The sequence below is a fragment of the Mucilaginibacter sp. R-33 genome (genome assembly GCF_049949235.1).
Classification (GTDB): Bacteria; Bacteroidota; Bacteroidia; order Sphingobacteriales; family Sphingobacteriaceae; genus Mucilaginibacter.
Genome location: NZ_CP188089.1, coordinates 1,406,255 through 1,431,557 on the forward strand (window position 1 = coordinate 1,406,255; position 25,303 = coordinate 1,431,557).

Genomic DNA, 25,303 nt, shown 5'->3' on the forward strand with positions numbered 1-25,303 from the left:
TAATGAAGAAAATTACCCTTGTTTGTTTAGCTTGTTTGGGCCTGGTTTTAACCAATAGAGCCTTTGCGCAAAAAGCTGACACTGTTAATCTTACCGATATTAAATTTAAGGCAGAGGCCGCACCGGAATGGTCGGCCCTGTTAAAGCGTGATTCGGGCTGGTTCGGGGGCGATGGTATTTATACTATCCCTTTGAATGGGAAGGAGACCGGCCAGGCAAAACATAACGATAAAGTGCTTTTTATTTTCAGCGATAGCATGATAGGCGCGGTGCGTGATAACACTATGGCTCCGGGGGCCACCATGATCCACAATGCCGTAGCTGAACTAAAAGGCAATGAGCCTTTGGATAAACAGATGAAGTTTTACTGGGATAAAAATGCTAAAGGAAAACCGGAGTCGATTTTTATCCCCCATACACCTAAAACAGGAGCTACAGATTACTACTGGCTTGGCGATGGCTTTGTAAATCAGGCATTGAATAACAACATCTATATTTTTGGGTACAGGGTGCATAACGTAAGCAACGAAGCATTTGGTTTCAGGGAAGTTGGCAATACGCTCATCAAGATCCCGGCAAACAGTAAACCTCCTTATAAAGACCTTAAACAAATGGATACGCCGTTTTACCTGGTAGATCAGAAAGGGGAAAGCGGATCGTTTGGTGCCGGGATCTACGTAAACACTAAAGAAGCCGGTGCGCCAAAGCCCGATGGTTATATTTACGTTTATGGGGTACGTGGCATGGCCAAGAACCTGATGGTTGCCCGTGTACTGCCCGGGGATTTTGAAAATTATAGTAAGTGGACTTTCTATAATGGCAAAGCCTGGGTAAGCGATATGGAACAGGTTGCCAATATAACCAGCAGCGTATCAAATGAGTTAAGTTTTAGCCCGCTGCCGGATGGGCGTTACGCGCTGATATTCCAGGTAGGCGGGATGACCACATCCGTAGGGATGCGGATAGGTGCAAGCCCGGTAGGTCCGTTTGGTCCGATCATTAAATTATGGGATTGCAAGCCTGATCTTATTGCCAAAACGTTTGTGGTTTATAATGCCAAGGCGCATCCAAGCTTATCAAAGCCCGGTGAACTGCTGATCAGTTATAACATTAACTCGGTTGATTTTTTAAACGATCTGAAGAAATACCCTAATCTGTACAGGCCAAGATTTATCAGGGTAAAGTTTAATGAACACGAATAGGCTCGAATTGAGGAGCACGAATGGAATTAGTGTTTAATATAACCCAATGAAAATACGTTCGCTTATTTGCGCAGTTGCGCTTATGTATGCCGGAAACCTGTTTGCGCAGGAGGCTAACCTTGTTAAGTATGTGAATACCCGACAGGGCACCAATACCAAATATGAGTTCTCGTACGGTAACACCTATCCGGCTACTTCGCTGCCTTTCGGCATGAACACCTGGACACCGCAAACCGGCAAAAACGGCGATGGATGGAAATACCAGTACTTTGAACATACTATCCGCGGCTTTCAGCAATCGCACCAGTGCAGTTCGTGGGTTAACGATTATGCGGTGTTTTCGCTGATGCCGGTTACCGGTAAACTGGTTGTTAATGAAGATGAACGGGCGGCATCATTTAGCCACGATAACGAGATCGCTCAACCAGGTTACTATAAAGTAAAACTTGATAATAATATTACAACCGAAATGTCGCCGACCGAACGGGGAGCGCACTTGCGGTTTTCGTTCCCGGAAGGTAAAGCTTCCTATCTTGTTTTAGATGGCTACACTAAAATGAGCGGGGTAAAAATCATCCCGGCCGAGCGGAAAATAACAGGCTATGTGAACAACAGCCGCTGGGCCCCTAAAGATTTCCGGAACTACTTTGTCATTATTTTTGATAAACCCTTTACCGATTATGGAACCTGGGAAAATAAAAAGAATATCCTTTCTGAAAAGAACGGATCGGCAGAGGGCGAAGGTATCGGGGCCTATATCAAATTTAAAGATGGCGAAACGGTACAAGTCAAAGTAGCTTCGTCCTATATCAGTCCGGAGCAGGCCGAACTTACTTTGACAACTGAACTGGGTAAATACAAATCATTTGATGACACCCGTAAAGCTGCTGATAAAGTATGGAACGAGTTGCTTGGCCGTATGGCCATTGAGGGGGCTACGGAAGATCAGAAGGCGACTTTTTATTCGTGCATGTATCACGCCAATCTATTCTCACACCAGTTTTTTGAATATAATAAAGACGGAAAGCCATACTATTATAGCTCTTACGATGGCAAGGTGCATGATGGTTATATGTATACCGATAATGGTTTTTGGGACACTTTCCGTGCCCAATTCCCGCTGAATACGGTGTTGCACCCCAAAATGGAAGGCAGGCTTGTAAATGCGCTGCTTGATGCGCAGCAGCAATGCGGTTGGTTGCCGGCCTGGTCGTTCCCGGGTGAAACGGGAGGAATGCTGGGTAACCATGCCATATCCCTATTAACCGATGCATGGGTAAAAGGGATCCGCACCTTCGACCCCAAAAAGGCACTGGAGGCTTACTATCATGAAGCTACCAATAAAGGCCCGTGGGGCAGTGCCAATGGTCGCCCGGGCTGGAAGGAATATTATGCCAACGGTTATGTGCCTTTTACGCCGCAAACCCTTGGTTCAACTGCCTGGACGCTGGAGTTTGCATACGATGATTTCTGCGGATATCAACTGGCTAAACTCACCGGCAATAAATTTTATGAAGATGTTTTTGCCCGGCAGATGTACAATTATAAAAACCTGTTTGATACCAAAACCCGTTTCATGCGCGCGAAAGATGCGCAAGGTAATTGGATTGAACCTTTTGACCCCATGGATTGGGGTGGCCCCTATACCGAAGGTAATGCCTGGCACTGGACCTGGTCTGTTTTTCAGGACACGCAGGGTTTGATCAACCTGATGGGCGGAGAGAAGAATTTTACTGCTAAGATTGATTCGGTATTTACTGAGCCTGGAACTATCAAAGTAGGAGGGTACGGACAGGTGATCCACGAAATGACGGAGATGGCCGAATTTAAAATGGGGCAGTACGCGCAGGGCAACGAGCCTATCCATCACTTGCTTTATATGTACAACTATGCCGGCCAGCCATGGAAGGCGCAGCAACATTTGCGCAGTGTGATGGATAAGATGTATAACGCCGGCGAAAACGGTTACCCCGGCGATGAGGATGAAGGCCAGATGTCATCTTGGTTTGTACTGAGCGCTGCCGGTTTTTACAGTGTATGTCCCGGTACTGATCAGTATGTAATTGGCAGTCCGCTATTTAAAAAGATGACCATCGCCTTGGAAAATGGCAAAAAGTTCGTGATAGAAGCTAACAATAACAACAAGGAGAACGTGTATATCCAGTCGGCGACGCTTAATGGCCGACCTTATACCCATAACTGGATCACCCAGGCCGATATTATGAACGGCGGTGTACTGCATTTTGAAATGGGCGACAAACCGGCTGTGACCCGAGGCGTAGCGCTTGAAGACAGACCGTTCTCGCTTTCAAAAGCTCAATAACAAAATTAAGAAGAATATGGAAAACGTCATTGCGAATGTTTAAATCCGGAGGCCTCTGAAGGTGAAATGACATTTACACTACCCGTCATCCCGAATTTATTTCGGGATCCCACGCGCTGAGCGGCTATGCAAGCGGCCTTGCATGTGGGGTGCTGAAACAAGTTCAGCATGACTGTATTTTTTATTATGTCATTGTGAGGAACGAAGCAATCCCAAACTATACAGAGCCGATCTGCAAATCAGGGATTGCGTCGTTCCTCACAATGACGGTTACTTTAAGAATTATTAGAATATCCGCTAAAACGATTTTATGATCAATATTTACAAAATAAAAAAGTCAATTCTATTACTTACTTCGGTGATACTGCTGTTCAACCCGGCATCAGCACAGGAAATCTTTTACCTCAACAACACCAATAAACAAATCACATGGAAAGTAAAAGCCCAGACCGACCTGGGAGCCGATAGTCTTGACATCCACAAAAGCGGTTACGCCGCTACTGATTGGGTAAAGGCTATTGTACCTGGTACTGTATTTTCATCATACGTAGCGGCCGGTTTGGAAAAGGATCCCAATTTTGGCGATAATATTTATAAGGTTGATAAAAAGAAGTACGACCGCAATTTCTGGTACCGTACGCAGTTCAGCGTACCTGCAGGTTTCACCAAACAAAAAATCTGGCTTAATTTCAAAGGCATTAACCGCAAAGCTGAGATCTACCTGAACGGGAAGAAGATAGGCAGCCTGGATGGTTTTATGCAGCGGGGAGTGTATGACGTAACGAAACTCGTAAATAAAACAGAGGCAAACACACTGGCTGTTTTGGTTTATTGTCCGCTGAACCCATTGGTAAATTATGCCAGTCCAACATATATACCCAGCGCCAGTTGGGATTGGATGCCTTATGTACCGGGTCTCAACAGCGGCATTACTGATGATGTTTACCTGAGCAACACAGGTAGCCTTACCATTAATGATCCCTGGATTCGTACAGATGTGCCTACTACCGCCCGGGCTGAAGTATCGGTTTCGGTTGGGGTGAAAAACAGCACAGATACTTTTCAAACAGGGACCTTAACCGGTGTTATTAATCCTGGAAATATCCGGTTTACCCAAAAAGTATTTGTGGGTGCTAACGGCAATGCAGAGGTAAAAATCGACCCAAAACATTTTTCGCAGCTGGTGATCAACGGCCCAAAACTGTGGTGGCCCAATGGCTATGGCGATGCCAACCTGTACACCTGTAACTTAAGCCTGAAGCTGGGCGATGAAGTATCTGACAGCAAACAGATCCGGTTCGGCATTAAAAAATACAGCTATGATACCGTAGGCCACGTATTGCATTTGTATGTAAATGGCACCAAAGTATTTTTAAAGGGCGGCAACTGGGGGATGGCCGAGTATATGTTACGTTGCCGGGGAGACGAGTATGATACCAAAGTGCGTTTGCACAAAGAGATGAATTTTAATATCATCCGTAACTGGATAGGCTCAACCACGGATGAAGAATTTTATGATGCCTGCGATAAATACGGCATCATGATCTGGGATGATTTCTGGCTTAATTCTATCCCTAATCTGCCTAATGACGTAAATACTTTCAATGCCAACGCCATCGAAAAAATAAAACGGTTCAGGAACCATCCTTCCGTTGCCATTTGGTGCGGTGATAATGAGGGGGAGCCTTTACCCCCGCTCAACAATTGGCTTCGTGAGGATATCAGCGCCTATGACGGTAACGACAGGTATTATCAGCCCAACTCACACGCCGGTAACCTAACAGGCAGCGGTCCGTGGACTAACTTTGATCCGCGTTGGTACTTCAGCCGTTTTCCTAATGGCTTTGGCGGTAACCAGGGCTGGGGGCTTCGCAGCGAGATAGGAACGGCGGTATTTACCAATTTTGACAGCTTTAAGAAATTTATGCCGAAGGATAAATGGTGGCCCCGCAATGAGATGTGGAACCTGCATTTCTTTGGTCCGTCCGCAGGCAATGCCGGGCCCGACAGGTACGACGATGGTATAAAAAACCGGTACGGTGCGCCTTCGGGTATCGAGGATTATTGCCGCAAAGCTCAGTTGCTAAACATCGAAACCAATAAAGCCATGTATGAGGGCTGGGAAGATAACATTTGGGAAGATGCCTCGGGTATTATGACCTGGATGAGCCAGTCGGCCTATCCTTCATTGGTGTGGCAAACCTATGATTACTATTATGACTTCACCGGTGCCTACTGGGGAGCTAAAAAAGCCTGCGAACCGGTGCATATTCAATGGAACCCGGTAAATAATGCTATTAAAGTGATCAACACCACCCGTACTGACGAAAACAGCCTCACCGCTTATGCCGATGTTTATAACAGTGATGGACAAATAGTAAAACAATACAGCCTGTCAAAAACTATTGATGCCCCATCAAATACAGCTTTGAATTGCTTTGCCATGGCTTTTGCCGATAACCGCGAAAACCTGGCACTAAACAAACCTGCATTTGCATCATCAACCACCATGGGTGAGGCCGGTTCTGTAACGGATGGTAATCCGGGAAGCAGGTGGGCCAGTAATTCCAGCGATGCTGAATGGATCTACGTTGATCTTGGCAGGGAGCAAGAGATAAACGGTGTTAAATTAAACTGGGAGGAGGCATATGGTAAAGCTTTCAAGATCCAGGTATCTGACGATGCTAAAAGCTGGAAAGATGTTTATGAAAGCGGCGATGGGCATGTCGGCGTGCAACAAATCACTTTTGATGAGGTAAAAGGCCGCTACGTGCGTATGTACGGGTTACAGCGTGGTTCGGGCTGGGGCTACTCGCTTTGGGATTTTGAGGTGTACGGCGGCGTGCCGAAAAGCAGCGGTCTTACGGATGTTCATTTCATCAAACTAAGATTGATTGATAAAAACGGAAAACTGGTATCAGATAATTTTTACTGGCGGGGTAATAAACGCACAGATTTTACCGCCCTTAATCAACTGCCAAAGGTTAACCTGAAGGTATCATCAGCCATAAAACAAATTAACGGCAAGTATTATGTGGATGCAAAGATCAGCAACCCGTCCTCATCAAAGGCGGCTGCATTCGCCATTCGTGTACAGGCAACGAAAGCCGCCACGGGTGAACAGATACTGCCGGCAATAATGAATGATAACTATTTTTCGCTGATGAAGGGTGAATCAAAAGATATCAGGATTGAATTTGATGCAGCGTTGCTGGGCAAGGATAAGATGAAGCTATTGGTACAGCCTTCTAACGATCCGGTAATAACGGAAAAGTAATAATAAGCCTTTGGTACCTTGAAGTTTTAAACTAATTTACCGGTCCAATTAACAAACAAACCTGCACAATGGATACCAAACCCAAATTCACCGAACGCAAGTTCCTTGTCGTACTCATTTTTGTAACCTCATTATTTATGCTCTGGGGCATAGCCATGACCCTCGGCGATACATTAAACAAGCATTTTCAAAATGTTTTGCATGTTTCAAAGTCGCGTTCGGCTTATGTACAGTTATCATTATTTGGCGCTTACGCGGTGATGGGCATCCCGGCAGGTATGTTCATGAAAAAATTTGGTTATAAAAACGGTGTGCTTTTAGGCCTGGGGCTGTATGCTGCGGGTGCATTCCTGTTTGTTCCGGCGGCTGATGCTAAATCGTTTGACTTCTTCAGGATAGCCTTGTTTATCCTGGCTTGCGGCCTGGCTACGCTCGAAACTGTTGCTCATCCATTTGTTGCCTCTCTCGGCGATCAGCGTACCAGCGACCAGCGCATTAACTTTTCGCAGGCCTTTAACGGTGTCGGCGGCGTTATTGGTCCGCTGTTGGGCGGCTATTTTGTTTTAAAAGGGGGGCAGGAGCATTCTAACGACCTGATATCTGTTAAACACCTATATATTGTTATAGGAGCGGTGATAGCATTGGTTGGCGTAGCATTTTCATTTTTAAAAGTGCCGTCATTGCAGGATCCGCATGTTGTAGCAACAGATTCATATGCGGTTGCCGGTGAAGGACATATTCCGGAAAGCCTGTTCAAAAAAAAGCATTTCGTTTTTGCAGCCATAGCTCAACTGTTTAACGTGGCAGCACAAGGCGGCACCTGGGCGTTTTTCATTAACTACGGACACGAAATTATGCACCTGACTGATGAACACGCGGGCTATTATTTTTCATTAAGCATGGTGATGATGATGGCCGGGCGTTTTATTGGCACCTTCCTGATGCGTTACATAGCGCCAAACAAACTGCTGGCGATATTTGCCCTGGGCAATATCCTGATGTGTGTTATTGTAGCACAGGGCTTTGGCGTGGTGTCCTTTGTGGCATTGCTGTTCATCAACTTCTTCTTCAGTATTATGTTCCCAACCATATTTAGCCTGGGGTTGAAAAATTTAGGTTCACAAACGCAAAACGCGTCATCATTTATAGTAATGGGAGTTGTAGGCGGGGGATTGTTTCCGCCGGTTATGGGCCTCATTGCTAATCACAATGTTGCTACAGCTTATTACCTGCCTATCATTTGTTATATGGTGATATTTTTATTTGGGATCAGTTATCCTAAACTGAATAAAAAAGGAATAAGATCAAATTAGCTTAATCGATTTATTTTTATATTTTGGCCAATAATCGCTTAATAAATCATGGTTATTAAGCGATTATATTTTATATTTGATTTTAGCCAATTATAAGCCATTGAAAAAACTATCGATTGTTGATATCGCCAATGAATTAAAGGTTTCTAAAACCACCGTTTCGTTTATACTGAACGGGCGTGCAAAGGAAAAACGGATAGGTGAGGACCTGGTAGAGCGCGTTACTAAATACGTGGAAGAAGTGGGCTATAAACCCAATTCCCTGGCTAAAAGCCTGCGTACCGGTAAATCAAATACCATTGGTTTAATGGTTGAAGATATTTCAAACCCCTTTTTTGCCAGCATAGCCCGGCTTATTGAGGATAGAGCTTATAAAAATGGCTACAAAATAATTTATTGCAGTACCGATAATGATACCCAAAAAACCAGGGAACTGATTAGTATGTTTCGTGACAGGCATGTGGATGGCTATATTATTGCTCCGCCCGAAGGTATTGAAGACGATGTAGAGCAACTGCTTAAGGATGGCTTGCCGGTGGTAATGTTCGACAGGCATTTACCCAAAGTAAATACCGATTATGTAGAGGTTGATAATCTTTTCAGCACCTATAATGCTACCAGGCACTTAATACAACAGGGTTACAAAAATATAGGCTTCGTTACTTTCGCTTCGTCACAAACACAAATGCTGGCCCGGATGCAGGGCTATAAGGATGCGCTGAAGGAAAGCCGTTTTGCTCCAGTGGTTAAAGAGATTGTTTTTAACCAGGACGAAGAAATGATCATTAAACCTATGACTGCGTTTTTTAAAAAGCATCAGGATCTCGACGCGGTAGTTTTTGGCACCAACCACGTAGGTACCTGCGGGTTAAAAGTATTTAACACATTGGGTATTAAAGTGCCCGGGGATATGGCCGTTATATCGTTTGATGATTATGACGTTTTTAAATTGTACTCGCCTCCGGTAACCGCCATAGCTCAGCCGGTTGAAGAAATTGCGGATAATGTGATCACCGTGTTACTTAAAAAATTGAACTCTAAAGGGCTTAGTACAGCCTCACATTCTATTATTCTTAAAACCAACCTCCAGATCAGGGGTTCATCGTCCGGATTAAAAGGGTGATTTAATTTAGAAGGGCCTTATATTAGCAGGTAAAAGTGAAGTATTTATAAAGATGGATATTTCGTAAATATTCAGTTTGTATCTTACCTTTAATAAAAATTTACTGTTATGACACGGGCTTTTATCATAAAAAATAAAGCGAGAATGGTTTTGGCTTTAGCTGTGCTTACCGCTATGCTTTTATTAGCCAACTGGAATGGCCGGGACAATGTTAAAGAATTGGATAAAACGCTGACATCCATTATGAAGGACCGCTTATTGCCAGCTACTTTTGTGCATGAAATAAGCAGTCGGCTTTATGAAAATAAACTGGCAGCTGTTTCTGGTGCAGATGTCCAGGTAAAAATTAATGGTAATTATGCAGCTATAGAAGCCTTAGCAAAGAAATATGAGGCCACTCAATTAACACGCGAAGAATCAGCAAAATGGAAGACCTTTCGTGTGCAATTGCGTGATCTGCAGCAGCAGGAAGCTGGCCTGAATAATGCAGAGTATGTTTTTAATCAGGCCCTTAAATCGCTTGATCAACTGATAGCGATACAGGTTGGCGAGAGCAACCGCCTGCTGCAAAGCGGACAAAGAAATGTAAGTTCAAGTATACTTACAGCCAATTTTGGTGTGGTTGTTTGTATTTTACTTGGATTATTTATTATGGTGCTGCTAAGCGGCAGGGAACAAATGATTTTAAGGCAGGACGAAAGGCATTTGCTTAATTAAAGTAGTTTTAATAATGAAATCCAGACTTACGAAGTTTTTAAAACTTCGTAAGTCTTAGGGCTCTTTAAACAATCATCACATTTTCGCCGCTCTTAAGTAAGTAAGTTTTTGCCCTCCATACCAATATGCCGGATGTGTGCTGCGGTAAACTGACCTTTATTTTCCACCTGTTATTTTCTAAAACATAAGCTACTGCAACCTTACCGTTAGGGTGTGGGATCTCGCCGCTCACATTGGTCATTGTTCCCAAATGAGGTTCGATCTTGATCTTGCTGAATCCGGGCGAATAGCTGTCAATACCCAAAACTGTCCTGAAGAATTCAATATTGGGGCTGCTTCCCCAGGCATGGCAATCTGAACGGCTATATTTAAGGTCGGAATATTCGGCCCAGGTGGTTAAGCCCATTTTAATATTCTCGCGCCAGATACCCAGCCAGTTCATATAATCGTTACCTAAACCACCTTTTACCAATGCCTGGTGCAGGTAATATTTAAAATAAATGGTGCATTGGGTCAATGAGGTATCGCTTAATAATCGTTTGGATAACATAGGCAGATCTGTGTTTTTCACCATGCCTGTAAGTATGGCTAATGAATTGGCATGCTGCGAAAATTGTTTCTTGTCCCATGTATCGGCATACAGCATTTTTGCCTGGTCCCAATATTTGCGTTGAATAGTTTGCTTAAGCTTAGCAGCTTCTTTGTGGTATAAAGTGGCATAACCGGGCATGCCAATTTTTGTTTCCATAGCGGCAGCCCACTCATAAGCCCAAAGTAATTGCAAATCAATAATGGCCGAACTGCCGTCGGTGCCTTTTGGCGGCGAGCCTATATCCCAGTTTTTGCCGCTGGCCCAATCCACAAAAGTCCAGTAAGGGGTGTTTTTTAATGAGCCATCAGCTTGTTGGTATTGGCTGAAAAACTTTAATACTGCCCGTTCGCCATCCAGCTTATCCTTAATAAAATTACTGTCATTGCGGTACATCCAGTAATCATACAGCATGCCTATGTACCATAATGAAAAAGTTGAAATAATTTGGGTATCATGCGTAGGGTAACGGCTTTGGGTAACGCCCTCTGTTAAACGGGAATGGTCCATCAGGTTAATGGCATTGCGGGCCAGCCGGTCATCGCCGCTATAGTAATAGGATATCATGGCCTGGATACGGGTATCGCCGATGTATTGCAGTTGCTCATAATAAGGGCAATCTGTATAGGTTTCAAATGCATTAAGACGGGCCGTACGCCAGCCAATATCGAGCATCTGTTTTATTTCCTTATTATCGGTATTGAAAACGGCACGTTGCTTAAATGGATAACCGGTAAAGGTGCCATACAGGTCATCAATAACCAAAGGCTCGTTTTGTGTATGCACAATTAAGCGGATGTACCTAAAAGTACGGAAGTTGAGCGTAGTATATGATTGTCCTTTGCTGCCATTGGAGATCAAACTATCATTTCTGCCCGAAAAATCCTTGCCCTCCACATCGTTACGGTTGCCTTTGCGCATTCCATATTTGCTTAAATTATCAAAAAGCGATTCGGCATAACTTAAGGAGATCCCGGCATCTTTCCCACCGCTGAAATTAATGGTAGGATAGGCGTTGGTGAGATGCGTTTGATCAAGCAGCATGGTAACTGTAGTATTTGCAGGAATAGTAAGCGGTGTTTTAGTGCCCGGAAAAGCCGGGGGAACATCTATCCCGGAGGCTTTACGTACAACGGGGATCCGCTCATAAATTAATTCCTGGTGCGGAATTGAGGATGGTACCAATTGCCATCCGAACCCATCCCACCGGCCCTTTAATTGCCCGCCGAAGAGGTTAGCTGCCTTTGGCCAGCTGCTATCATCAAAGTTAGGCGAGTACCAGTTCATAATGCTTTTATTCAGATCCACCATTTCGCCGGTGCTGGCTGCAAAATAGCCCCAGATGGGCTGATAGCCTTTGTCCTGAATGCTTTTCCAGGTGTTATTGGTATTAAGGATCTCTTCGGCTACTGAATTGCCTTGTATAATAAAGGCTGTGCGGACACTGATCTGCGCTTCAGGGCGGTATTGAGCCTCGTTCCACACTAAAGCAGCTACGGTATTTTTACCGGCTACGAGATAGGGCGCAAGGTCGACGGTTTCATAGTTCCAGTAAAAAGTATCGCCCCTTGCAGGGCCTAAAGATACCAATGTGCCGTTTACGTACAATTTGTAACGGTTATCGGCCGATACATGAATAACAAAGCTGGCCGGTTTGTTGGTCAGCTCAATGCTTTTACGGAAATAATAAATACCGTATTCATTTCCCGTGATGTTAGGCACGGAGATCCATTGTGCATTCCATGTCTTTTCCTCTGCGGCTTTATGAACAGGCTGGGCATTACTGTTTTGTGATGAGAGAATGATAGTTAGAGATAAAGTTAGAATCAGAAGGTGTTTCATGAAGATTTCATTGATTAATTGGTGAGGGGCAGGTTGGTTTTTCCTGGTTGCATTAAGTAGATAAATTGGTTCGACTAATATAATTAAATCGATTTAGCATTTTATCAAATTTTTTTGTTTTTTTATGATTGGCAAAGCTGATGGGACTATGTTTTTCATTTTTGAACCATCGTTAGTTCGGCCTGCCTCAGGGTTGGGATAACATGCAAACTAAATCCAAAAGTTATATTGAAATCGGTCGCTGAACTTTATATTTGTTTAAACCTACCAGTTACATCTATGAAAAAAATGATCCTGTTCCTGCTTTCATTTTATTTTATCGGCAGGGGAGTAGCTCAAAACCCGGTTCAACCACTTGTTATCCAGGGAAAGCTCAGCAATTCGGCCGAAAAAATGTTGAAGGTCTTTTTTGAAGATGCCAACGGTAAACTTCTTATGGATACCATCAGGCTTAATGATTCGGGTGAGTTTTATTTAAAAACGTACAAGATAGTAAAGCCTCAACGCACCAGCATCCAACAAAACAATACCCAAATCAACCGGATCTATGTAGCACCAGGCTATGATCTCCATATAACCGGTGATGCCATTAATTACGTCAACCTGTCGAAAACTAAAAAGATAAACGGTATAGGTGCCCAAACCAATCAATACCGTGTAAAATTAGATTCAATCCTGGTAGCCCGGAACGACAAAACAGCGTGGTATGAACTAAAGACCGATGAGTTAATCCAATTCCTTAAAAAAAGTAAAACGTTGGAAGATTCGTTACTAAATGTTGTGTTCAACAAGCCGGCAAAGCAGGATCAATATTTCAATACGTTTAAGGAAATGATTGATTTAGATAATCAAAGCTTAAATTTTTACATGCTGCTTCAGCACCTTGATTTGAGTAAATACAATGCAGCGCGGATGCGGGAGCTGGTATCAAAAAACACCCCCTCAGCATTTTCAAAAGGTATATCGCATGACGAATATTTAGTATCAGAAGATTATAAATCATGGGTTTTGCCACTTTATTATGCCTATGAACAGCGGCTGGATCTGCTGCGCGATTCGGCATCGGTGAAGCAGCCCGGGTACACACTTGGCAAAATCAAACAGCTTTTTACCGGTAAGGTTAGGGACTATTATCTGAACCGACACGTTGAAAAAAGAATTGGTAGTGCTAACTCTCTTGAAAAATTGAATATAGCCCAAAAGGAGATGCGTGTATTCATTGACGCAATAAGTAACCCGGCTTTAAAAAATAACATCGCCGGTAATTTTACCGAAAAAAAGTTACAGCTGATGCACGTGCAAATTGGGAAGCCGGCCCCGGCTTTTACTTTGCCCAGCGACCGTGGCAAGGTTTTTAACCTGGCCGATTTTAAAGGAAAAGTTATTTATATTGACCTTTGGGCCAGCTGGTGCGGGCCATGCCGCCAGGAGATGCCTGCATATAAAAAACTAAGGGACAAGTTCAAAGCTAATCCGCAGGTTGCTTTTGTTAGTATCGCCGTACATGATGGAGAAAAGGAGTGGCGAAATGCACTCAAAGAAGAAAAGCCGGACTGGCTGCAGCTTTATGACAAAGACGGTACAGTTGCACAATCATACATAGCTTATGCAATTCCAAAATATATACTGATTGATAAAGAAGGCAAGATGCTCAGCTTTGATGCTCCGGGCCCGGGGAGTGTGCAGGCCGAACAATTGATCAATGAAGCTATCGCGAAGCCTTAGTGTGTTTATGCTTTTTCCAGGGCATATGATGCCAGTTCAGTTTTCAGGCTTTTGATCATGATCTGCATTGGTTTTGTGCTGTTTAATACCCTGCAGATCGCGTTGCCGCCTTCTATCGAAAGCATCATCCGGGTTGCAAATTCAACGGGGTTTATGGCATTTGAGAGTTCTCCATTATCAATTCCGTCCTGAATAATATTGGCGTAGGTTGTTATAGCGGTATCAACCATGTCTTTTAATTTTTTTTTGATGGCCGGGTTAGTATCATCCGTCTCTGTCGAAAAATTAACTATCGGGCAGCCGCCTTCAATATAACTTTTCAGTGGATTTTTGCTGTTGTCTAAAGCGGCATTGATCTTGGCAATGGCAGTTTTATGCTTGCTTACAGTGTTGTTCCTCCTGTCGTTTAGTTTTCCTAAAAGGTAGTCAACAGCGGCTTGTGCCAGCTCGTCTTTGCTTTCAAAATGACCATAAAAACATCCCTTACTGGTATTGGCAACTTCAAGTACCTCATCAACAGAAGTGCCGGCAATTCCCCTCTCATTAAATAAAATCGCTGCCTGCTCAATAATGAATTGCCTTTTTTGCTCGCCTTTGTTCATCTTCAGTTATTTACTATGCAAATATAGACTAAATGGTTTAAAAAAATAAAATCGGTTGATTGCTGTTGAAATTAATTGTGTGTTTTGTTATTTGTAAATGTCTGTTAATTAGTATTTTATTTTCATATCCGTTTTGTAATTGTATAACTTTAAGGTGATTTTTTTTACACTGATCTTATGAATACGTGTATTTATAAAGCCGATTAAACAGCGATTGACACAGTAATGTAAATATGGCTAAAATCAGACTGAATGGTTTTATTTAATAAACCAATTAGTCTACTTTTGTTTTAATAAAAAACGGATCACAATACTGTTTTTACGATCTGTTAAATTTTAACATTAAGCTATGAAACTTATAAAAGAACACCACAGGGGCATCAGCACAGTTTTAGCGTTCGCGCTGATCCCGCTTTCGGGTTTTGCAACTGATATTTATATACCTTCCCTGCCCTCCATGGCCAGGGAATTAGCTGTTAATAATTCGGCTGTTCAGCTTTCGCTCATCGCGTTTATGATCAGTTCGGGCGTTAGTCAATTGTTTGTTGGCAGCTTGCTCGATAGCTTTGGCCGGTACCGTATCGGTACTGTCTCTTTACTGGTGTTTGCATTTGCAAGTTTTGTCATAGCTATCTGTCATAATATCGAGCTTATTTATGCAATGCGTATTTTGCAGGGCATCACGGTAGCGCTTATTGTAGTAGGGAAGAGGGCATACTTTGTAGATATGTACTCGGGCGAGCAACTTAAACATTATACCAGCCTTTTTTCTATCATTTGGGCAACCGCGCCTATTGTAGCACCCTTTATTGGAGGTTACCTTGAAGCTGCCTTTGGCTGGGAATCCAACTTCCTTTTCCTGGGGATAGCCACTCTTTCACTACTTGTTTTAGAGCTGGTATACGGTGGCGAATCATTAAAAAATTATCACCCATTCAAAGCCAAAAGTATTCTGCAGGTTTACCTGGCTACAATTAAAACCCGTGATTTTTCCCTGGGCCTCATCCTGATCTCCCTGAGCTATGCCATGCTGGTGGTGTATGGTATGAGCAGCCCTTTTATAATTGAGCATGTATTTCATTTGTCGCCTGTGGTAACCGGTTATTGTTCGCTGCTTTCGGGGGTATCATTGATGGCGGGCGGTATTATTTCAAAAACCCTCATCAGGAAGCCGCTTATCAAAAAAGTATCTATAGCGCTTGCACTGCAATTAGGCTTTGCCGCTTTAATGGTGTTCACAGCAGGGATTAAAACAAATTTATTTACGCTGATGGCATTTACAGCATTGGTTCACCTGTTATCTGGCTTTATATTCAATAATATATTTGCTTACTGTTTAGGCCGGTTTTCAAAAAATGCGGGTATTGCAAGCGGCGTGACCGGCGGCTCACTTTATATTATCACTTCATTTTTTAGCTATGGAATTGTAAATATTATGGCTATCAAAAATCAGCAGTTATTAGGAACCGCTTATTTATCGTTCGCGATACTGGCGGTTGTTACACTGGTGCTTTTCATCAAAGCGAGGGCTTCGCACCAAAAACAAGAAGAAGCGGCTGTTATTTTAGCTGCTGAGGTAGCTGTTGTATAAGGAATAAGATTCCCTGGTTTCATATAACTTTATGATGGAATAATGGAGGCCGGTAAGGAATTATCGGCTTCCATTTTGTTATGCGATATCAGCAGTTTTATCTTTTTAGTCCTTTTACAATTAATAACATGGCGAAAGCGGTTAAGCCGATGGATATGGCTGCGCTTTTGGATACGGCGCCTAAAATGGCCAGTGTGCCTCCTGCAGCCATTGCACCAAAAACGGCTACACCTATGGCACCCGCTGTTTGCCTTGCCGTGTTTAATATAGCCGAGGCAGTTCCTGATAATGTTTTATCTACACTTGATAAAATACCATTGGTCATGGCTGGTACAGCAAGGCCCATACCCATCGGGATGACCAGGAAAGGCGGGAATAGTTCAAGATATGGGGTATGCTCGTGAGCTATGAATAAACCCGCAAAGCCGGCGGCAAACATGATGAGGCCAACAATGATAGGTTTACGGATGCCGTAGCGGTTAATGATGCGGCCGCTAATCACATTGGAGATCACAAAGCCTACAGTAAGCGGAAGAAATGCCAGCCCGGCCATAATGGATGGATAGTTTAGTACTTTTTGCAGATAAAGGCTTAAAATAAAAACGCTGCCATAGTAAGATCCGTTTAAAACCGCTCCGAGTATTAAAAGTGCATTAAACCTCGCTGACTTGAACAGATGGAATGGCAGCATTGGATGTGCTGTTTTGCCTTCAATCCATAAAAAAAGACCGAAAATCAATAAACTCAAAATAAGCCCTCCCCAGATTAGTACATGGCTTAATCCAAGCCGGGGTATTTCAATAATTACACTAATGAGCGTGGTGACTGATAGCATCCAGGTGAGTTGTCCGGGCAAATCAAAACTCCTCTTGCTTGTTTTTGTCATTTGCGCCATTTTAAAACTCAGGATATAACCAATTATGCAGATTGGGATGTTAACAATAAAAATGAAACGCCAACTGCTGAATGCTATCAGGAAGCCACCAATAGTGGGGCCTGCAGCCATGGCAGCGCTTCCGGCAGCTGTCCACAAGCCTACGGCCCGCGTGCGTGTTTGTGGTGTATGTGCAAACTGGTGATTGAGCAATGCAAGCGAGCTTGGGATCATCATAGCAGCCCCAATTCCCTGGGCCACACGGCAAATGATAAGCGTAATTGCATCAGGGGCCAAACCGCATCCTGCTGATGCAATACCGAAAATGATCATGCCAATCTGGAAGATCTTTTTTGATCCTAATAGGTCGCCGAGGCTACCTGCCGACAGCATGAGTACTGCAAATGCAAGCGTGTATGCGTCAATTACCCATTGCAGGGTGCTGATACCCGCATGATATGCTTTTGCAATTTCAGGTAGTGCAATATTAACGATAGAAACATCAAGTTGTGCTACTACAAAGGCCAAACTGGTAGTTAATACCGCCCAGCCAAAGCCCGGAAGGTTTGAATGTGTTTTCTGATCCATATAGAAGCTGCCAAAGGTAAGGATCAGTTTGCATCTGGCATGGTACAATTCAACGCTTTATAGGTTTACGCGTTTATTGGCCATGGTATAACCTACAATTTAACCAAGAAATAACCTGAATATTCAGCCGGCAGATCATTATATTTGCCCCGATAAGTTCTTTACTTTACTTCATCAACCGGTATAGGTTTTACTTAATTGTAGATTAATAGGGAATCGTGTGTAAATCACGAACTGTCGCGCAACTGTAAGTAACACAAAGGTTTTTGCCAGTAATGTCCACTGTCCTGATAAACAGGGATGGGAAGGACGGCAAAAATGTTACAAGTCAGGAGACCTGCCTAATACTGAATTGACAATGCTTTCGCGGTATGAAGCTTGGTCTGGGTTATGATTACTTGCCTGTTTGGGTCCATGGCCCGTTATGACAGACTGTGACCATATATTCTCTCCATATTTTACATATCACAAAACATTACGAAGCTTAGCTGAAAGGGCTTTTAACCGATTTATTCATTTAATCAATTAAAAGAATGCTAACGCAAAATTTAGGTTACCCGCGTATTGGTAGCCGGCGCGAATTAAAAAAAGTCTGCGAAAATTACTGGGCAGGCAAAACGGGCTTAAAAAATGTGCTTACCGTGGGTAAATACATCAGGGAAGAAAACTGGCTGCTGCAAAAAGAAGCCGGAATTGACATGATCCCATCAAATGATTTTTCATTTTATGACCAGGTGCTTGATCATTCACTGATGTTTGGTGCTATTCCTAAACGCTATCACGAGGTGATCCAACAAAAGGGCAATACTGAGCTCGATCTGTATTTTGCTATGGCGCGCGGCTATCAAAAAGATGGATTGGATGTGGTAGCGATGGAAATGACCAAATGGTTTGATACCAATTACCATTACATCGTACCCGAGTTTTATAAAGATCAGCAGTTTAAACTTTTCTCCACCAAGGTTATCGACGAGTTTTATGAGGCTAAACAATTGGGCATCGTTAGCAAGCCGGTATTGCTTGGCCCTGTATCGTACCTGTTGTTGGGCAAGGAGAAAGAGGCTGGTTTCGATAAGACAGACCTGATCAAAAATCTGCTGCCTGTTTATTTTGACATCCTGAATAAGCTTAAAGCTTTAGGTGCCGAATGGGTTCAGTTTGATGAGCCGTTTTTAGCGCTTGATTTAAGCGAAAAACAACAGGAGGTATTTAAAGATACCTATAAGCAATTGAGGAAGGAGTTTCCTTTCCTGAAGATAGTTTTGGCAACTTATTTTGAACGCCTGGGTGATAACACTCAATTAGCGGCAACTTTACCCGTTGATGTTTTACATGTCGATTTGGTGCGGGCGCCTCAGCAATTAAACGAAGTAATGGAGCATCTGCCCCAAAAAACTATCCTTTCTTTAGGTGTTGTTGACGGGCGCAATATCTGGAAAAATGATTTTGTTAACTCGCTGGTCATTATAAAGAATGCGAAGGATAAATTAGGTGCCGACCGCGTTTGGATAGCTCCTTCATGCTCATTGATCCATTCGCCATGCGATCTGCAAAATGAAACCAACGATGAAGTGCTTACTCCCGAAATTAAGCAGTGGCTGGCTTTTGCGCGGCAGAAAATAAACGAAGTGGTATTGCTCAGCAAATTATCGGAAGATGTGGTGAGCGATAGCAGCCTGCATCAGCTGGCAAAAAACCGGCAGGCAAACGAGGCCCGCCGAACATCTGCACTGATCCATAACCCAGCGGTTAAACAACGGGTAAGCGCCATCACCGAAAATGACGCAAAGCGTATAAGCGCTTTTCCTGCACGGAAAGAACAGCAGCAGCAACTGCTTGACCTGCCACTTTTTGCTACCACAACTATTGGTTCGTTCCCGCAAACAACCGAAGTACGAAGCTGGCGTGCCCAATTAAAAAAAGGCGCGATAACCCTGGGGGAGTATAATAAACTGATAGCTACCGAAACTGAAAAGGCTATAAAATGGCAGGAAGAAATAGGGTTGGATGTGCTGGTACATGGCGAGTTTGAACGTAATGATATGGTTGAGTACTTTGGCGAACAACTGGCCGGTTTTACCTTTACACAAAATGGCTGGGTGCAAAGCTATGGCAGCCGCTGTGTTAAGCCACCGGTTATTTATGGCGATGTATCAAGGCCACAGCCTATGACGGTAAAATGGTCGGCTTATGCGCAATCACTAACCTCAAAATGGATGAAGGGTATGTTAACCGGCCCGGTAACTATTTTGCAATGGTCGTTTGTGCGCAATGACCAGCCCCGTTCCGAAACCTGTACGCAGATAGCATTGGCCATTCGTGATGAAGTTTGTGACCTGGAAAGCGCCGGTATCAAGATCATCCAGATAGATGAACCGGCCATTCGCGAAGGATTACCGCTTCGCAGGGATGATAGGGCAAATTACCTTGACTGGGCAGTTAAAGCATTCAGGATTTCGGCAAGCGGCGTTCAGGACAGTACACAGATCCACACGCACATGTGCTATTCGGAGTTTAATGATATCATTAAAAGCATAGCCGATATGGATGCCGATGTGATCACGATAGAAACATCGCGCTCACAAATGGAGCTGCTGGATGTTTTTGCTGATTTTAAGTATCCTAATGAAATTGGCCCCGGTGTATATGATATCCATTCGCCCCGCGTGCCCAACAGGGAGGAAATGATCCGTTTGCTTAAACGCGCCCAGGCCGTAATACCCGATGCCCAGCTTTGGGTAAATCCCGATTGTGGTTTAAAAACGCGGGGATGGGATGAAACCCAAAAAGCCTTAACAGAGATGGTTGAAGCCGCGAAAGCTGTCCGCTAAAATGTTATCAGCAATGTAACTGCTTAAATAAAAAAAACTACTGTGTATCCTTACGGGTACACAATAGTTTTATAGGTATAATTAAAAAAAGGGTGTCATGTTGAGCCTATCGAAGCATGGTGGGAAGGGCCTCTGCGCGCGAGTCTTCGACGGGCTCAGACTGACAGGCCCTCTTTTGTCATTTCACCTTCAGAGGCCTCCGGATTTAAATACTTAATATGACAAAGCATGAAAATAAATACTGCCCCCGGTGTAAAGAGCCGTTTGAATGCAAAGTAGGCAGCATCCTGTTGTGTCAGTGCCAGGGCATCAGCTTCACCGATCAGGAGCGTGATTATATCCGCTTAACCTACCCGGATTGCCTTTGCCGTAAATGCCTGATGGTTATGAAGCATGAGATCAGCTTAACCGCAGCTCAGGAAAAAATGAAAACGATACTTGAAGCAATCAAGAAAGGTAAGTAATAGTACAAGCCCGGTGCTGATAATCAAAAGCTTTTGGCTTTCTGCGTTCAGCCTTTTGCATCTATTTTATTTCTCCTGCTTCAAAAAGCTCATCCAAACGCCAGTGTGAATCATTTACCCCGCGTTCCATGCCCGATTGCAGCATGCCGTCACGATCGGCTGCCGATTGGAAAACAGATTGTACAGTCACTTTTGTACGGTTGCCTGGTAGTGCTTCAAACCTGGTGGTTTCAAGCGTTACATGACCACTTTCGGGCAATCCTTCAAACTCAAATGTTTGGATGATACGTTCAGGCGCGGTTACATCATGGATCACACCATGAAAGCCATAATCATTACCGGCAGGGTCGGTATGGATATAACGGTAAGCGCCTCCGCTACGGCAGTCAAATTGATCTATGCGCATTTTAAGTTCGCGCGGGCCCAGCCATCTAACAATCAGTTCGGGATCGGTAAAAGCTCTGAAAACAAGCTCACGCGGTGCTTCAAATTCGCGGGTTATAAAAAGCTCCTGTTTGCCGGGTTCGGCCTTAATTTCTGTTTGATTTTTTGTGGTGATCATGGTGTTTTTATTTAGGTGATTGATTAATCGTTATCGTTAGCTTCCTGCAAAAGCTTGATATCCATTTTGGTCATCTTCATCATGGCAGCCATAACTTTTTTGGCTTTTTCAGGATTTTCGTTGTTATAAAGTAATTCGCTCATAACTTCAGGAACAATTTGCCAGGTAACACCGAATTTATCATCAAGCCAGCCGCACTGACTGGTTTTGCCGCCGCCTGCAGGTAGTGCTTCCCACAGGTAATCAATTTCCTCCTGGGTTTTGCAGTTTATATAAAAGGAAGTAGCCGGCGAAAAATTAAACATTGGTCCTCCATCCAGCGCTAAAAACTGCTGGTCTTCGATACGAAATGTTCCAACTAACATTTTGCGGCCATTGCCGGGATCGGTAAGTGAGCTTACTTCGCTTTCGGAGTTTTTAAATACCGAAGTATAAAATTTCAACGCTTCTTCAAGGTTGCCGTTAAACCATAAAAAAGGGGTTACTTTCTGGGTTGCTTTAAATGTTGCCATTGGTTTCTGTTTTTTTTAATGTTTAAAATTTGTTGCTTTTGATATCTCAAAGTTACCTGCCCTGGCAAGGGCTAATAGTGTCCAAAAACGACGAGATAAGGGGGCATTAGCGACAAAATGATTTTTTATCTCCCTGGCATTTTGCTCATATCCATGTGCAGCACATTCCAGCTATGGCCATCAGGATCGGTAAACAGGCAGCCGTACATCCAGCCATCCATTTCCCGGAGCTTGTGATTGCTTTTTCCACCGGCTTCGATAGCTTTTTGAGCCAGTTCATCAACTTCTTCCTTGCTTTCCGCGTCGATAGACAGCAGAACTTCAACTCCCTTGGCCGTATCCGCAAGACCGCAGTTTTCAACAAAGCCTTTAAAGGTGCTTTCGTCAAAAAGCATTACGGTAACATCCTTTTCGCCAACCTGCATGGCTGCAGAATTTGGGCCGTTACCAAATTGCGAATTAAACCGGAAGCCGAGTTTGCTGAAAAACTCCTTTGATACATTTACATTTTTTACAGGCAGATTGATCCAGAATTGCTTCGTCATAATTGATTATTTTAAAGGTTTATCATTGTTTTTTAATTCTTCGAGCAGATTGTCGAGCGCGTCAAATTTTTCTTCCCAAACCTTGCGGTAGCGCTCAACCCATTGAGCTACCTCATCAAGCTGTTTCAGCCGGGGTTCGCAATACCGTTCCCGGCCCTGTTTCTTAATGGCTATAAGGCCGCATTCGGTTAAAATTTTTATATGCTGGGATATAGCGGGGCGGCTCACATCAAAGTTATCCGCTATGGCATTCAGGTTCATGGGTTTAAAGGCTATCAGGTTAATGATATCCCTGCGGGTTGGATCGGCAATGGCCTGGAAAACATCTCGTCTCATCTAAATCAAATATAACATGTAAGTGATTGCTTACAAATATAATATGTAAGCAGTCGCTTACGCAAATTTTTTAATATTTTTATTTTAAAAAAAAAGGGGAGAAGTACAGGGCCAACATTTAAATATTCGGACTTGCCTAAGCACTCAAAAACATTAGCGTAGTGTAACCCCTTAAAAAATAAATATTTGATTATGAATATCTTGTAAGTAATATTTTAAAAAAGTGTTAACCCTGTTAACCCTATTTATGTGCGTTTGCCCGGGAGTGAAATGGCCCTTCTGTACGATTCTCAAAAAAATCATCATCTTTGTGGCTGATAAATATATCCTAACAATATGCTGTTTGAACAAATAAGCCAAAAGCCGTTCTTTATTCTTGGCCCCTGTGTAATGGAAAGCCAGGAGTTATTATATACTGTTGCCGAAAAAGTAGCCGAAGCCGGGCAGAAATACAACGTGCCGGTAATCTTTAAATCGTCATTTGATAAAGCCAACCGCACATCTATTCATTCATACCGCGGCCCTGGATTAGAGAAAGGCATGGAAATGCTGATGAATGTTAAGCAGCGTTTTGGTTTACCGGTTACTACTGATATTCATGAGCCATTCCAGGCAGCTATTGTAGCCGAGGTTGCCGATATATTGCAGATCCCTGCGTTTTTATGCCGGCAAACAGATCTGCTGGTTGCGGCTGCTCAAACCGGTAAAATTGTCAACGTAAAAAAAGCCCAGTTCCTTTCGGGGCATGATATGTTTTATCCGGCTCAAAAAGTTATTGAAGCCGGCAATAACCAGGTAATATTAACCGAGCGGGGCAATATGTATGGTTATAATAATTTAGCTGTCGATTTCAGGAATATTTACGACATGAAAGCTTTTGGCCACCCGGTTTGTATGGATTGTACCCATTCGGTTCAGCGCCCGGGCGGCGCAGGAGGAAAAACCGGCGGCGACCGTACTTTTGTGCCCATGATGGCGCTGGCAGCAAAGGCTTTTGGAGCCGATGGCTATTTTTTAGAAACGCATCCCGACCCTGATAATGCCCTGAGCGATGGCCCTAACATGGTTAAGCTGCACGAACTGGATAAGGTTTTAGCGCCATTAGTAGGATAAGTTTTTTGTTCTGAATGTCCGGATCCATGAAAGATATTGCAAAAAGGGTTTTTGATATTGAAATAGAGTCGCTGCAGCAAGTAGCCGGCTCAATTGATGATGAGTTTGCAAGGGTTGTTGATGCCATATTAAAATCAACAGGAAAGCTGGTTGTTATTGGTATTGGCAAATCGGGGCTTATCGGTAAAAAGATAGCTGCCACATTGGCGAGTACGGGTACACCGAGCTTTTTTTTACATCCGGGAGAGGCTTTTCACGGCGATTTAGGCATGGTAGGCCCTAATGATATTGTTTTATTGATATCCTATTCGGGCGAAACCGACGAGGTGCTGAAACTTATTCCTTATTTAAAATGGAATAAAAATGTGATGATTGGTATAACAGGTAATCCTATATCAACCGTTGCCAAAAACTGCAGTTATCACCTTAATATAAAAGTTGAAAGGGAGGCTTGCCCGCTCGAGCTGGCGCCTACATCATCAACTACCGCGGCGCTGGTTATGGGCGATGCCCTGGCGATAGCGTTAATGGAGTCGCGAAACTTTCAGCAGCATGATTTTGCACGTTTTCATCCGGGCGGTAGCCTTGGGCGCAAACTGCTGGTAAAGGTTAAAGACCTGATGCGGACTGATAAGCTTCCTTTTATTAATGAGGAAGCTTCATTTATGGACCTGTTACTGCGCATGTCCGAAGGTAGGTTAGGTATGGTTATAGTAGGTGACGCGTCCCGGATTAAGGGGGTGGTTACAGATGGCGACCTTCGCCGGGCCTTGCTTAAACACCCTGATACATCAACCTTAACCATCGCCGAAATCATGACCGTTAACCCGGTTATTATTGATGAGCATGAATTTGTGGGCTATGCCGAGCAGTTAATGCTTGAAAAAAAAATCACCACCTTACTGGTAGGTTCTGCACAAAGCCGATCAATAACAGGTGTTTACCAGATATATACGGCCTGAAAATAGCCTTCAAGAATTTGAATTGCTTATTTTTAGATTGTTAAATATTGTTACTATAAGTTACTTTCACGATTGATAAACCGACAAGATCTATTTTAATGGTCGTTCTCTTGGTTATATATAAATCGTTAAAGTAAACATACGAGAAAATGGATATAAACTTTGGGCCGGTTTTGAATAGGGCGAAACTCAATTGTTCATTTTTAAAATCA

19 protein-coding genes and 1 riboswitch are annotated in these 25,303 nt (G+C 43.4%); of the genes, 12 read left to right on the plus strand and 7 right to left on the minus strand.

The annotated features are described in order from the left end of the window. Window positions 1–2: 2 nt before the first annotated feature. The 6 genes from ACP26M_RS06095 (at window position 3) to ACP26M_RS06120 (ending at window position 9,955) form a co-directional block, all read left to right on the plus strand. Window positions 3–1,202 (plus strand): DUF4185 domain-containing protein, encoded by a 1,200-nt coding sequence (locus tag ACP26M_RS06095; protein ID WP_426587080.1) that lies wholly within the window; start codon window positions 3–5, stop codon window positions 1,200–1,202. A 46-nt stretch (window positions 1,203–1,248) separates the two neighbouring features. Further along, complete coding sequence (locus ACP26M_RS06100; protein WP_426587081.1) at window positions 1,249–3,525, plus strand: GH92 family glycosyl hydrolase; 2,277 nt, start codon at window positions 1,249–1,251, stop codon at window positions 3,523–3,525. Between the two features lie 310 nt (window positions 3,526–3,835). Further along, window positions 3,836–6,802 (plus strand): discoidin domain-containing protein, encoded by a 2,967-nt coding sequence (locus ACP26M_RS06105; RefSeq protein ID WP_426587083.1) that lies wholly within the window; start codon window positions 3,836–3,838, stop codon window positions 6,800–6,802. A gap of 68 nt (window positions 6,803–6,870) precedes the next feature. Then, window positions 6,871–8,115, plus strand: coding sequence for an L-fucose:H+ symporter permease (gene fucP / locus ACP26M_RS06110; protein ID WP_426587085.1), 1,245 nt, complete (start codon window positions 6,871–6,873; stop codon window positions 8,113–8,115). A 100-nt stretch (window positions 8,116–8,215) separates the two neighbouring features. Beyond that, complete coding sequence (locus tag ACP26M_RS06115) at window positions 8,216–9,238, plus strand: LacI family DNA-binding transcriptional regulator (RefSeq protein WP_176627381.1); 1,023 nt, start codon at window positions 8,216–8,218, stop codon at window positions 9,236–9,238. Window positions 9,239–9,346: 108 nt separating this feature from the next. Beyond that, window positions 9,347–9,955, plus strand: coding sequence for an MCP four helix bundle domain-containing protein (locus ACP26M_RS06120; protein ID WP_426587088.1), 609 nt, complete (start codon window positions 9,347–9,349; stop codon window positions 9,953–9,955). Between the two features lie 64 nt (window positions 9,956–10,019). Here the strand turns inward: ACP26M_RS06120 and ACP26M_RS06125 are convergent, their stop codons facing one another. Continuing rightward, a complete protein-coding gene (locus ACP26M_RS06125) occupies window positions 10,020–12,386 on the minus strand; it encodes an alpha-L-rhamnosidase C-terminal domain-containing protein (protein WP_426587090.1) in 2,367 nt (788 codons plus the stop codon). A 279-nt stretch (window positions 12,387–12,665) separates the two neighbouring features. Here ACP26M_RS06125 and ACP26M_RS06130 point away from each other — a divergent pair, with 279 nt between their 5' ends. Next, a complete protein-coding gene (locus tag ACP26M_RS06130) occupies window positions 12,666–14,111 on the plus strand; it encodes a TlpA family protein disulfide reductase (protein ID WP_426587092.1) in 1,446 nt (481 codons plus the stop codon). A 5-nt stretch (window positions 14,112–14,116) separates the two neighbouring features. Here the strand turns inward: ACP26M_RS06130 and ACP26M_RS06135 are convergent, their stop codons facing one another. Further along, window positions 14,117–14,713 carry a TetR/AcrR family transcriptional regulator gene (locus ACP26M_RS06135; protein WP_426587094.1) on the minus strand — a complete coding sequence of 199 codons (597 nt, stop codon included), beginning with the start codon at window positions 14,711–14,713 and terminating at the stop codon, window positions 14,117–14,119. A 349-nt stretch (window positions 14,714–15,062) separates the two neighbouring features. Here ACP26M_RS06135 and ACP26M_RS06140 point away from each other — a divergent pair, with 349 nt between their 5' ends. Next, window positions 15,063–16,304, plus strand: a complete 1,242-nt coding sequence (locus tag ACP26M_RS06140; protein WP_426587096.1) for an MFS transporter — start codon at window positions 15,063–15,065, stop codon at window positions 16,302–16,304. A 97-nt stretch (window positions 16,305–16,401) separates the two neighbouring features. On the opposite strand, the gene ACP26M_RS06145 is transcribed toward ACP26M_RS06140, so the two are convergent. Next, a complete protein-coding gene (locus ACP26M_RS06145; protein ID WP_426587098.1) occupies window positions 16,402–17,766 on the minus strand; it encodes an MFS transporter in 1,365 nt (454 codons plus the stop codon). A 168-nt stretch (window positions 17,767–17,934) separates the two neighbouring features. Beyond that, window positions 17,935–18,126: riboswitch (cobalamin riboswitch) on the plus strand. A gap of 173 nt (window positions 18,127–18,299) precedes the next feature. On the opposite strand from ACP26M_RS06145, the gene metE reads away from it, so the two are divergent. Together metE and ACP26M_RS06155 are read left to right on the plus strand one after the other, a co-directional pair. Beyond that, window positions 18,300–20,597, plus strand: coding sequence for a 5-methyltetrahydropteroyltriglutamate--homocysteine S-methyltransferase (metE, locus tag ACP26M_RS06150; RefSeq protein ID WP_426587100.1), 2,298 nt, complete (start codon window positions 18,300–18,302; stop codon window positions 20,595–20,597). Window positions 20,598–20,815: 218 nt separating this feature from the next. Next, window positions 20,816–21,061 carry a cysteine-rich CWC family protein gene (locus ACP26M_RS06155; RefSeq protein ID WP_426587102.1) on the plus strand — a complete coding sequence of 82 codons (246 nt, stop codon included), beginning with the start codon at window positions 20,816–20,818 and terminating at the stop codon, window positions 21,059–21,061. Window positions 21,062–21,122: 61 nt separating this feature from the next. Here ACP26M_RS06155 and ACP26M_RS06160 read toward each other — a convergent pair whose 3' ends face one another. The 4 genes from ACP26M_RS06160 to ACP26M_RS06175 all read right to left on the minus strand — a co-directional run bounded on the left by ACP26M_RS06160 (window position 21,123) and on the right by ACP26M_RS06175 (window position 23,016). Further along, on the minus strand, window positions 21,123–21,623 hold the full coding sequence (locus tag ACP26M_RS06160) for an SRPBCC family protein (RefSeq protein WP_426587104.1): 501 nt from the start codon (window positions 21,621–21,623) through the stop codon (window positions 21,123–21,125). A 23-nt stretch (window positions 21,624–21,646) separates the two neighbouring features. Then, complete coding sequence (locus ACP26M_RS06165; protein ID WP_090527310.1) at window positions 21,647–22,135, minus strand: VOC family protein; 489 nt, start codon at window positions 22,133–22,135, stop codon at window positions 21,647–21,649. Between the two features lie 125 nt (window positions 22,136–22,260). After that, a complete protein-coding gene (locus ACP26M_RS06170) occupies window positions 22,261–22,680 on the minus strand; it encodes a VOC family protein (RefSeq protein ID WP_426587107.1) in 420 nt (139 codons plus the stop codon). A 6-nt stretch (window positions 22,681–22,686) separates the two neighbouring features. Next, on the minus strand, window positions 22,687–23,016 hold the full coding sequence (locus tag ACP26M_RS06175) for an ArsR/SmtB family transcription factor (RefSeq protein WP_321559459.1): 330 nt from the start codon (window positions 23,014–23,016) through the stop codon (window positions 22,687–22,689). 336 nt (window positions 23,017–23,352) lie between these two features. Here ACP26M_RS06175 and kdsA point away from each other — a divergent pair, with 336 nt between their 5' ends. After that, window positions 23,353–24,129, plus strand: coding sequence for a 3-deoxy-8-phosphooctulonate synthase (kdsA, locus tag ACP26M_RS06180; protein ID WP_090527319.1), 777 nt, complete (start codon window positions 23,353–23,355; stop codon window positions 24,127–24,129). Window positions 24,130–24,155: 26 nt separating this feature from the next. Then, window positions 24,156–25,091 carry a KpsF/GutQ family sugar-phosphate isomerase gene (locus tag ACP26M_RS06185; RefSeq protein WP_426587110.1) on the plus strand — a complete coding sequence of 312 codons (936 nt, stop codon included), beginning with the start codon at window positions 24,156–24,158 and terminating at the stop codon, window positions 25,089–25,091. Window positions 25,092–25,303: the final 212 nt, after the last annotated feature.

Excerpts from the sequence above, each read along its gene's own strand:
- ACP26M_RS06095 (WP_426587080.1), top strand. The coding sequence starts at position 3 with ATGAAGAAAATTACCCTTGTTTGTTTAGCTTGTTTGGGCCTGGTTTTA.
- ACP26M_RS06100 (WP_426587081.1), top strand. The coding sequence starts at position 1,249 with ATGAAAATACGTTCGCTTATTTGCGCAGTTGCGCTTATGTATGCCGGA.
- ACP26M_RS06105 (WP_426587083.1), top strand. The coding sequence starts at position 3,836 with ATGATCAATATTTACAAAATAAAAAAGTCAATTCTATTACTTACTTCG.
- fucP (WP_426587085.1), top strand. The coding sequence starts at position 6,871 with ATGGATACCAAACCCAAATTCACCGAACGCAAGTTCCTTGTCGTACTC.
- ACP26M_RS06120 (WP_426587088.1), top strand. The coding sequence starts at position 9,347 with ATGACACGGGCTTTTATCATAAAAAATAAAGCGAGAATGGTTTTGGCT.
- ACP26M_RS06125 (WP_426587090.1), bottom strand. The coding sequence starts at position 12,386 with ATGAAACACCTTCTGATTCTAACTTTATCTCTAACTATCATTCTCTCA.
- ACP26M_RS06130 (WP_426587092.1), top strand. The coding sequence starts at position 12,666 with ATGAAAAAAATGATCCTGTTCCTGCTTTCATTTTATTTTATCGGCAGG.
- ACP26M_RS06135 (WP_426587094.1), bottom strand. The coding sequence starts at position 14,713 with ATGAACAAAGGCGAGCAAAAAAGGCAATTCATTATTGAGCAGGCAGCG.
- ACP26M_RS06140 (WP_426587096.1), top strand. The coding sequence starts at position 15,063 with ATGAAACTTATAAAAGAACACCACAGGGGCATCAGCACAGTTTTAGCG.
- ACP26M_RS06145 (WP_426587098.1), bottom strand. The coding sequence starts at position 17,766 with ATGGATCAGAAAACACATTCAAACCTTCCGGGCTTTGGCTGGGCGGTA.
- metE (WP_426587100.1), top strand. The coding sequence starts at position 18,300 with ATGCTAACGCAAAATTTAGGTTACCCGCGTATTGGTAGCCGGCGCGAA.
- ACP26M_RS06155 (WP_426587102.1), top strand. The coding sequence starts at position 20,816 with ATGACAAAGCATGAAAATAAATACTGCCCCCGGTGTAAAGAGCCGTTT.
- ACP26M_RS06160 (WP_426587104.1), bottom strand. The coding sequence starts at position 21,623 with ATGATCACCACAAAAAATCAAACAGAAATTAAGGCCGAACCCGGCAAA.
- ACP26M_RS06165 (WP_090527310.1), bottom strand. The coding sequence starts at position 22,135 with ATGGCAACATTTAAAGCAACCCAGAAAGTAACCCCTTTTTTATGGTTT.
- ACP26M_RS06170 (WP_426587107.1), bottom strand. The coding sequence starts at position 22,680 with ATGACGAAGCAATTCTGGATCAATCTGCCTGTAAAAAATGTAAATGTA.
- ACP26M_RS06175 (WP_321559459.1), bottom strand. The coding sequence starts at position 23,016 with ATGAGACGAGATGTTTTCCAGGCCATTGCCGATCCAACCCGCAGGGAT.
- kdsA (WP_090527319.1), top strand. The coding sequence starts at position 23,353 with ATGCTGTTTGAACAAATAAGCCAAAAGCCGTTCTTTATTCTTGGCCCC.
- ACP26M_RS06185 (WP_426587110.1), top strand. The coding sequence starts at position 24,156 with ATGAAAGATATTGCAAAAAGGGTTTTTGATATTGAAATAGAGTCGCTG.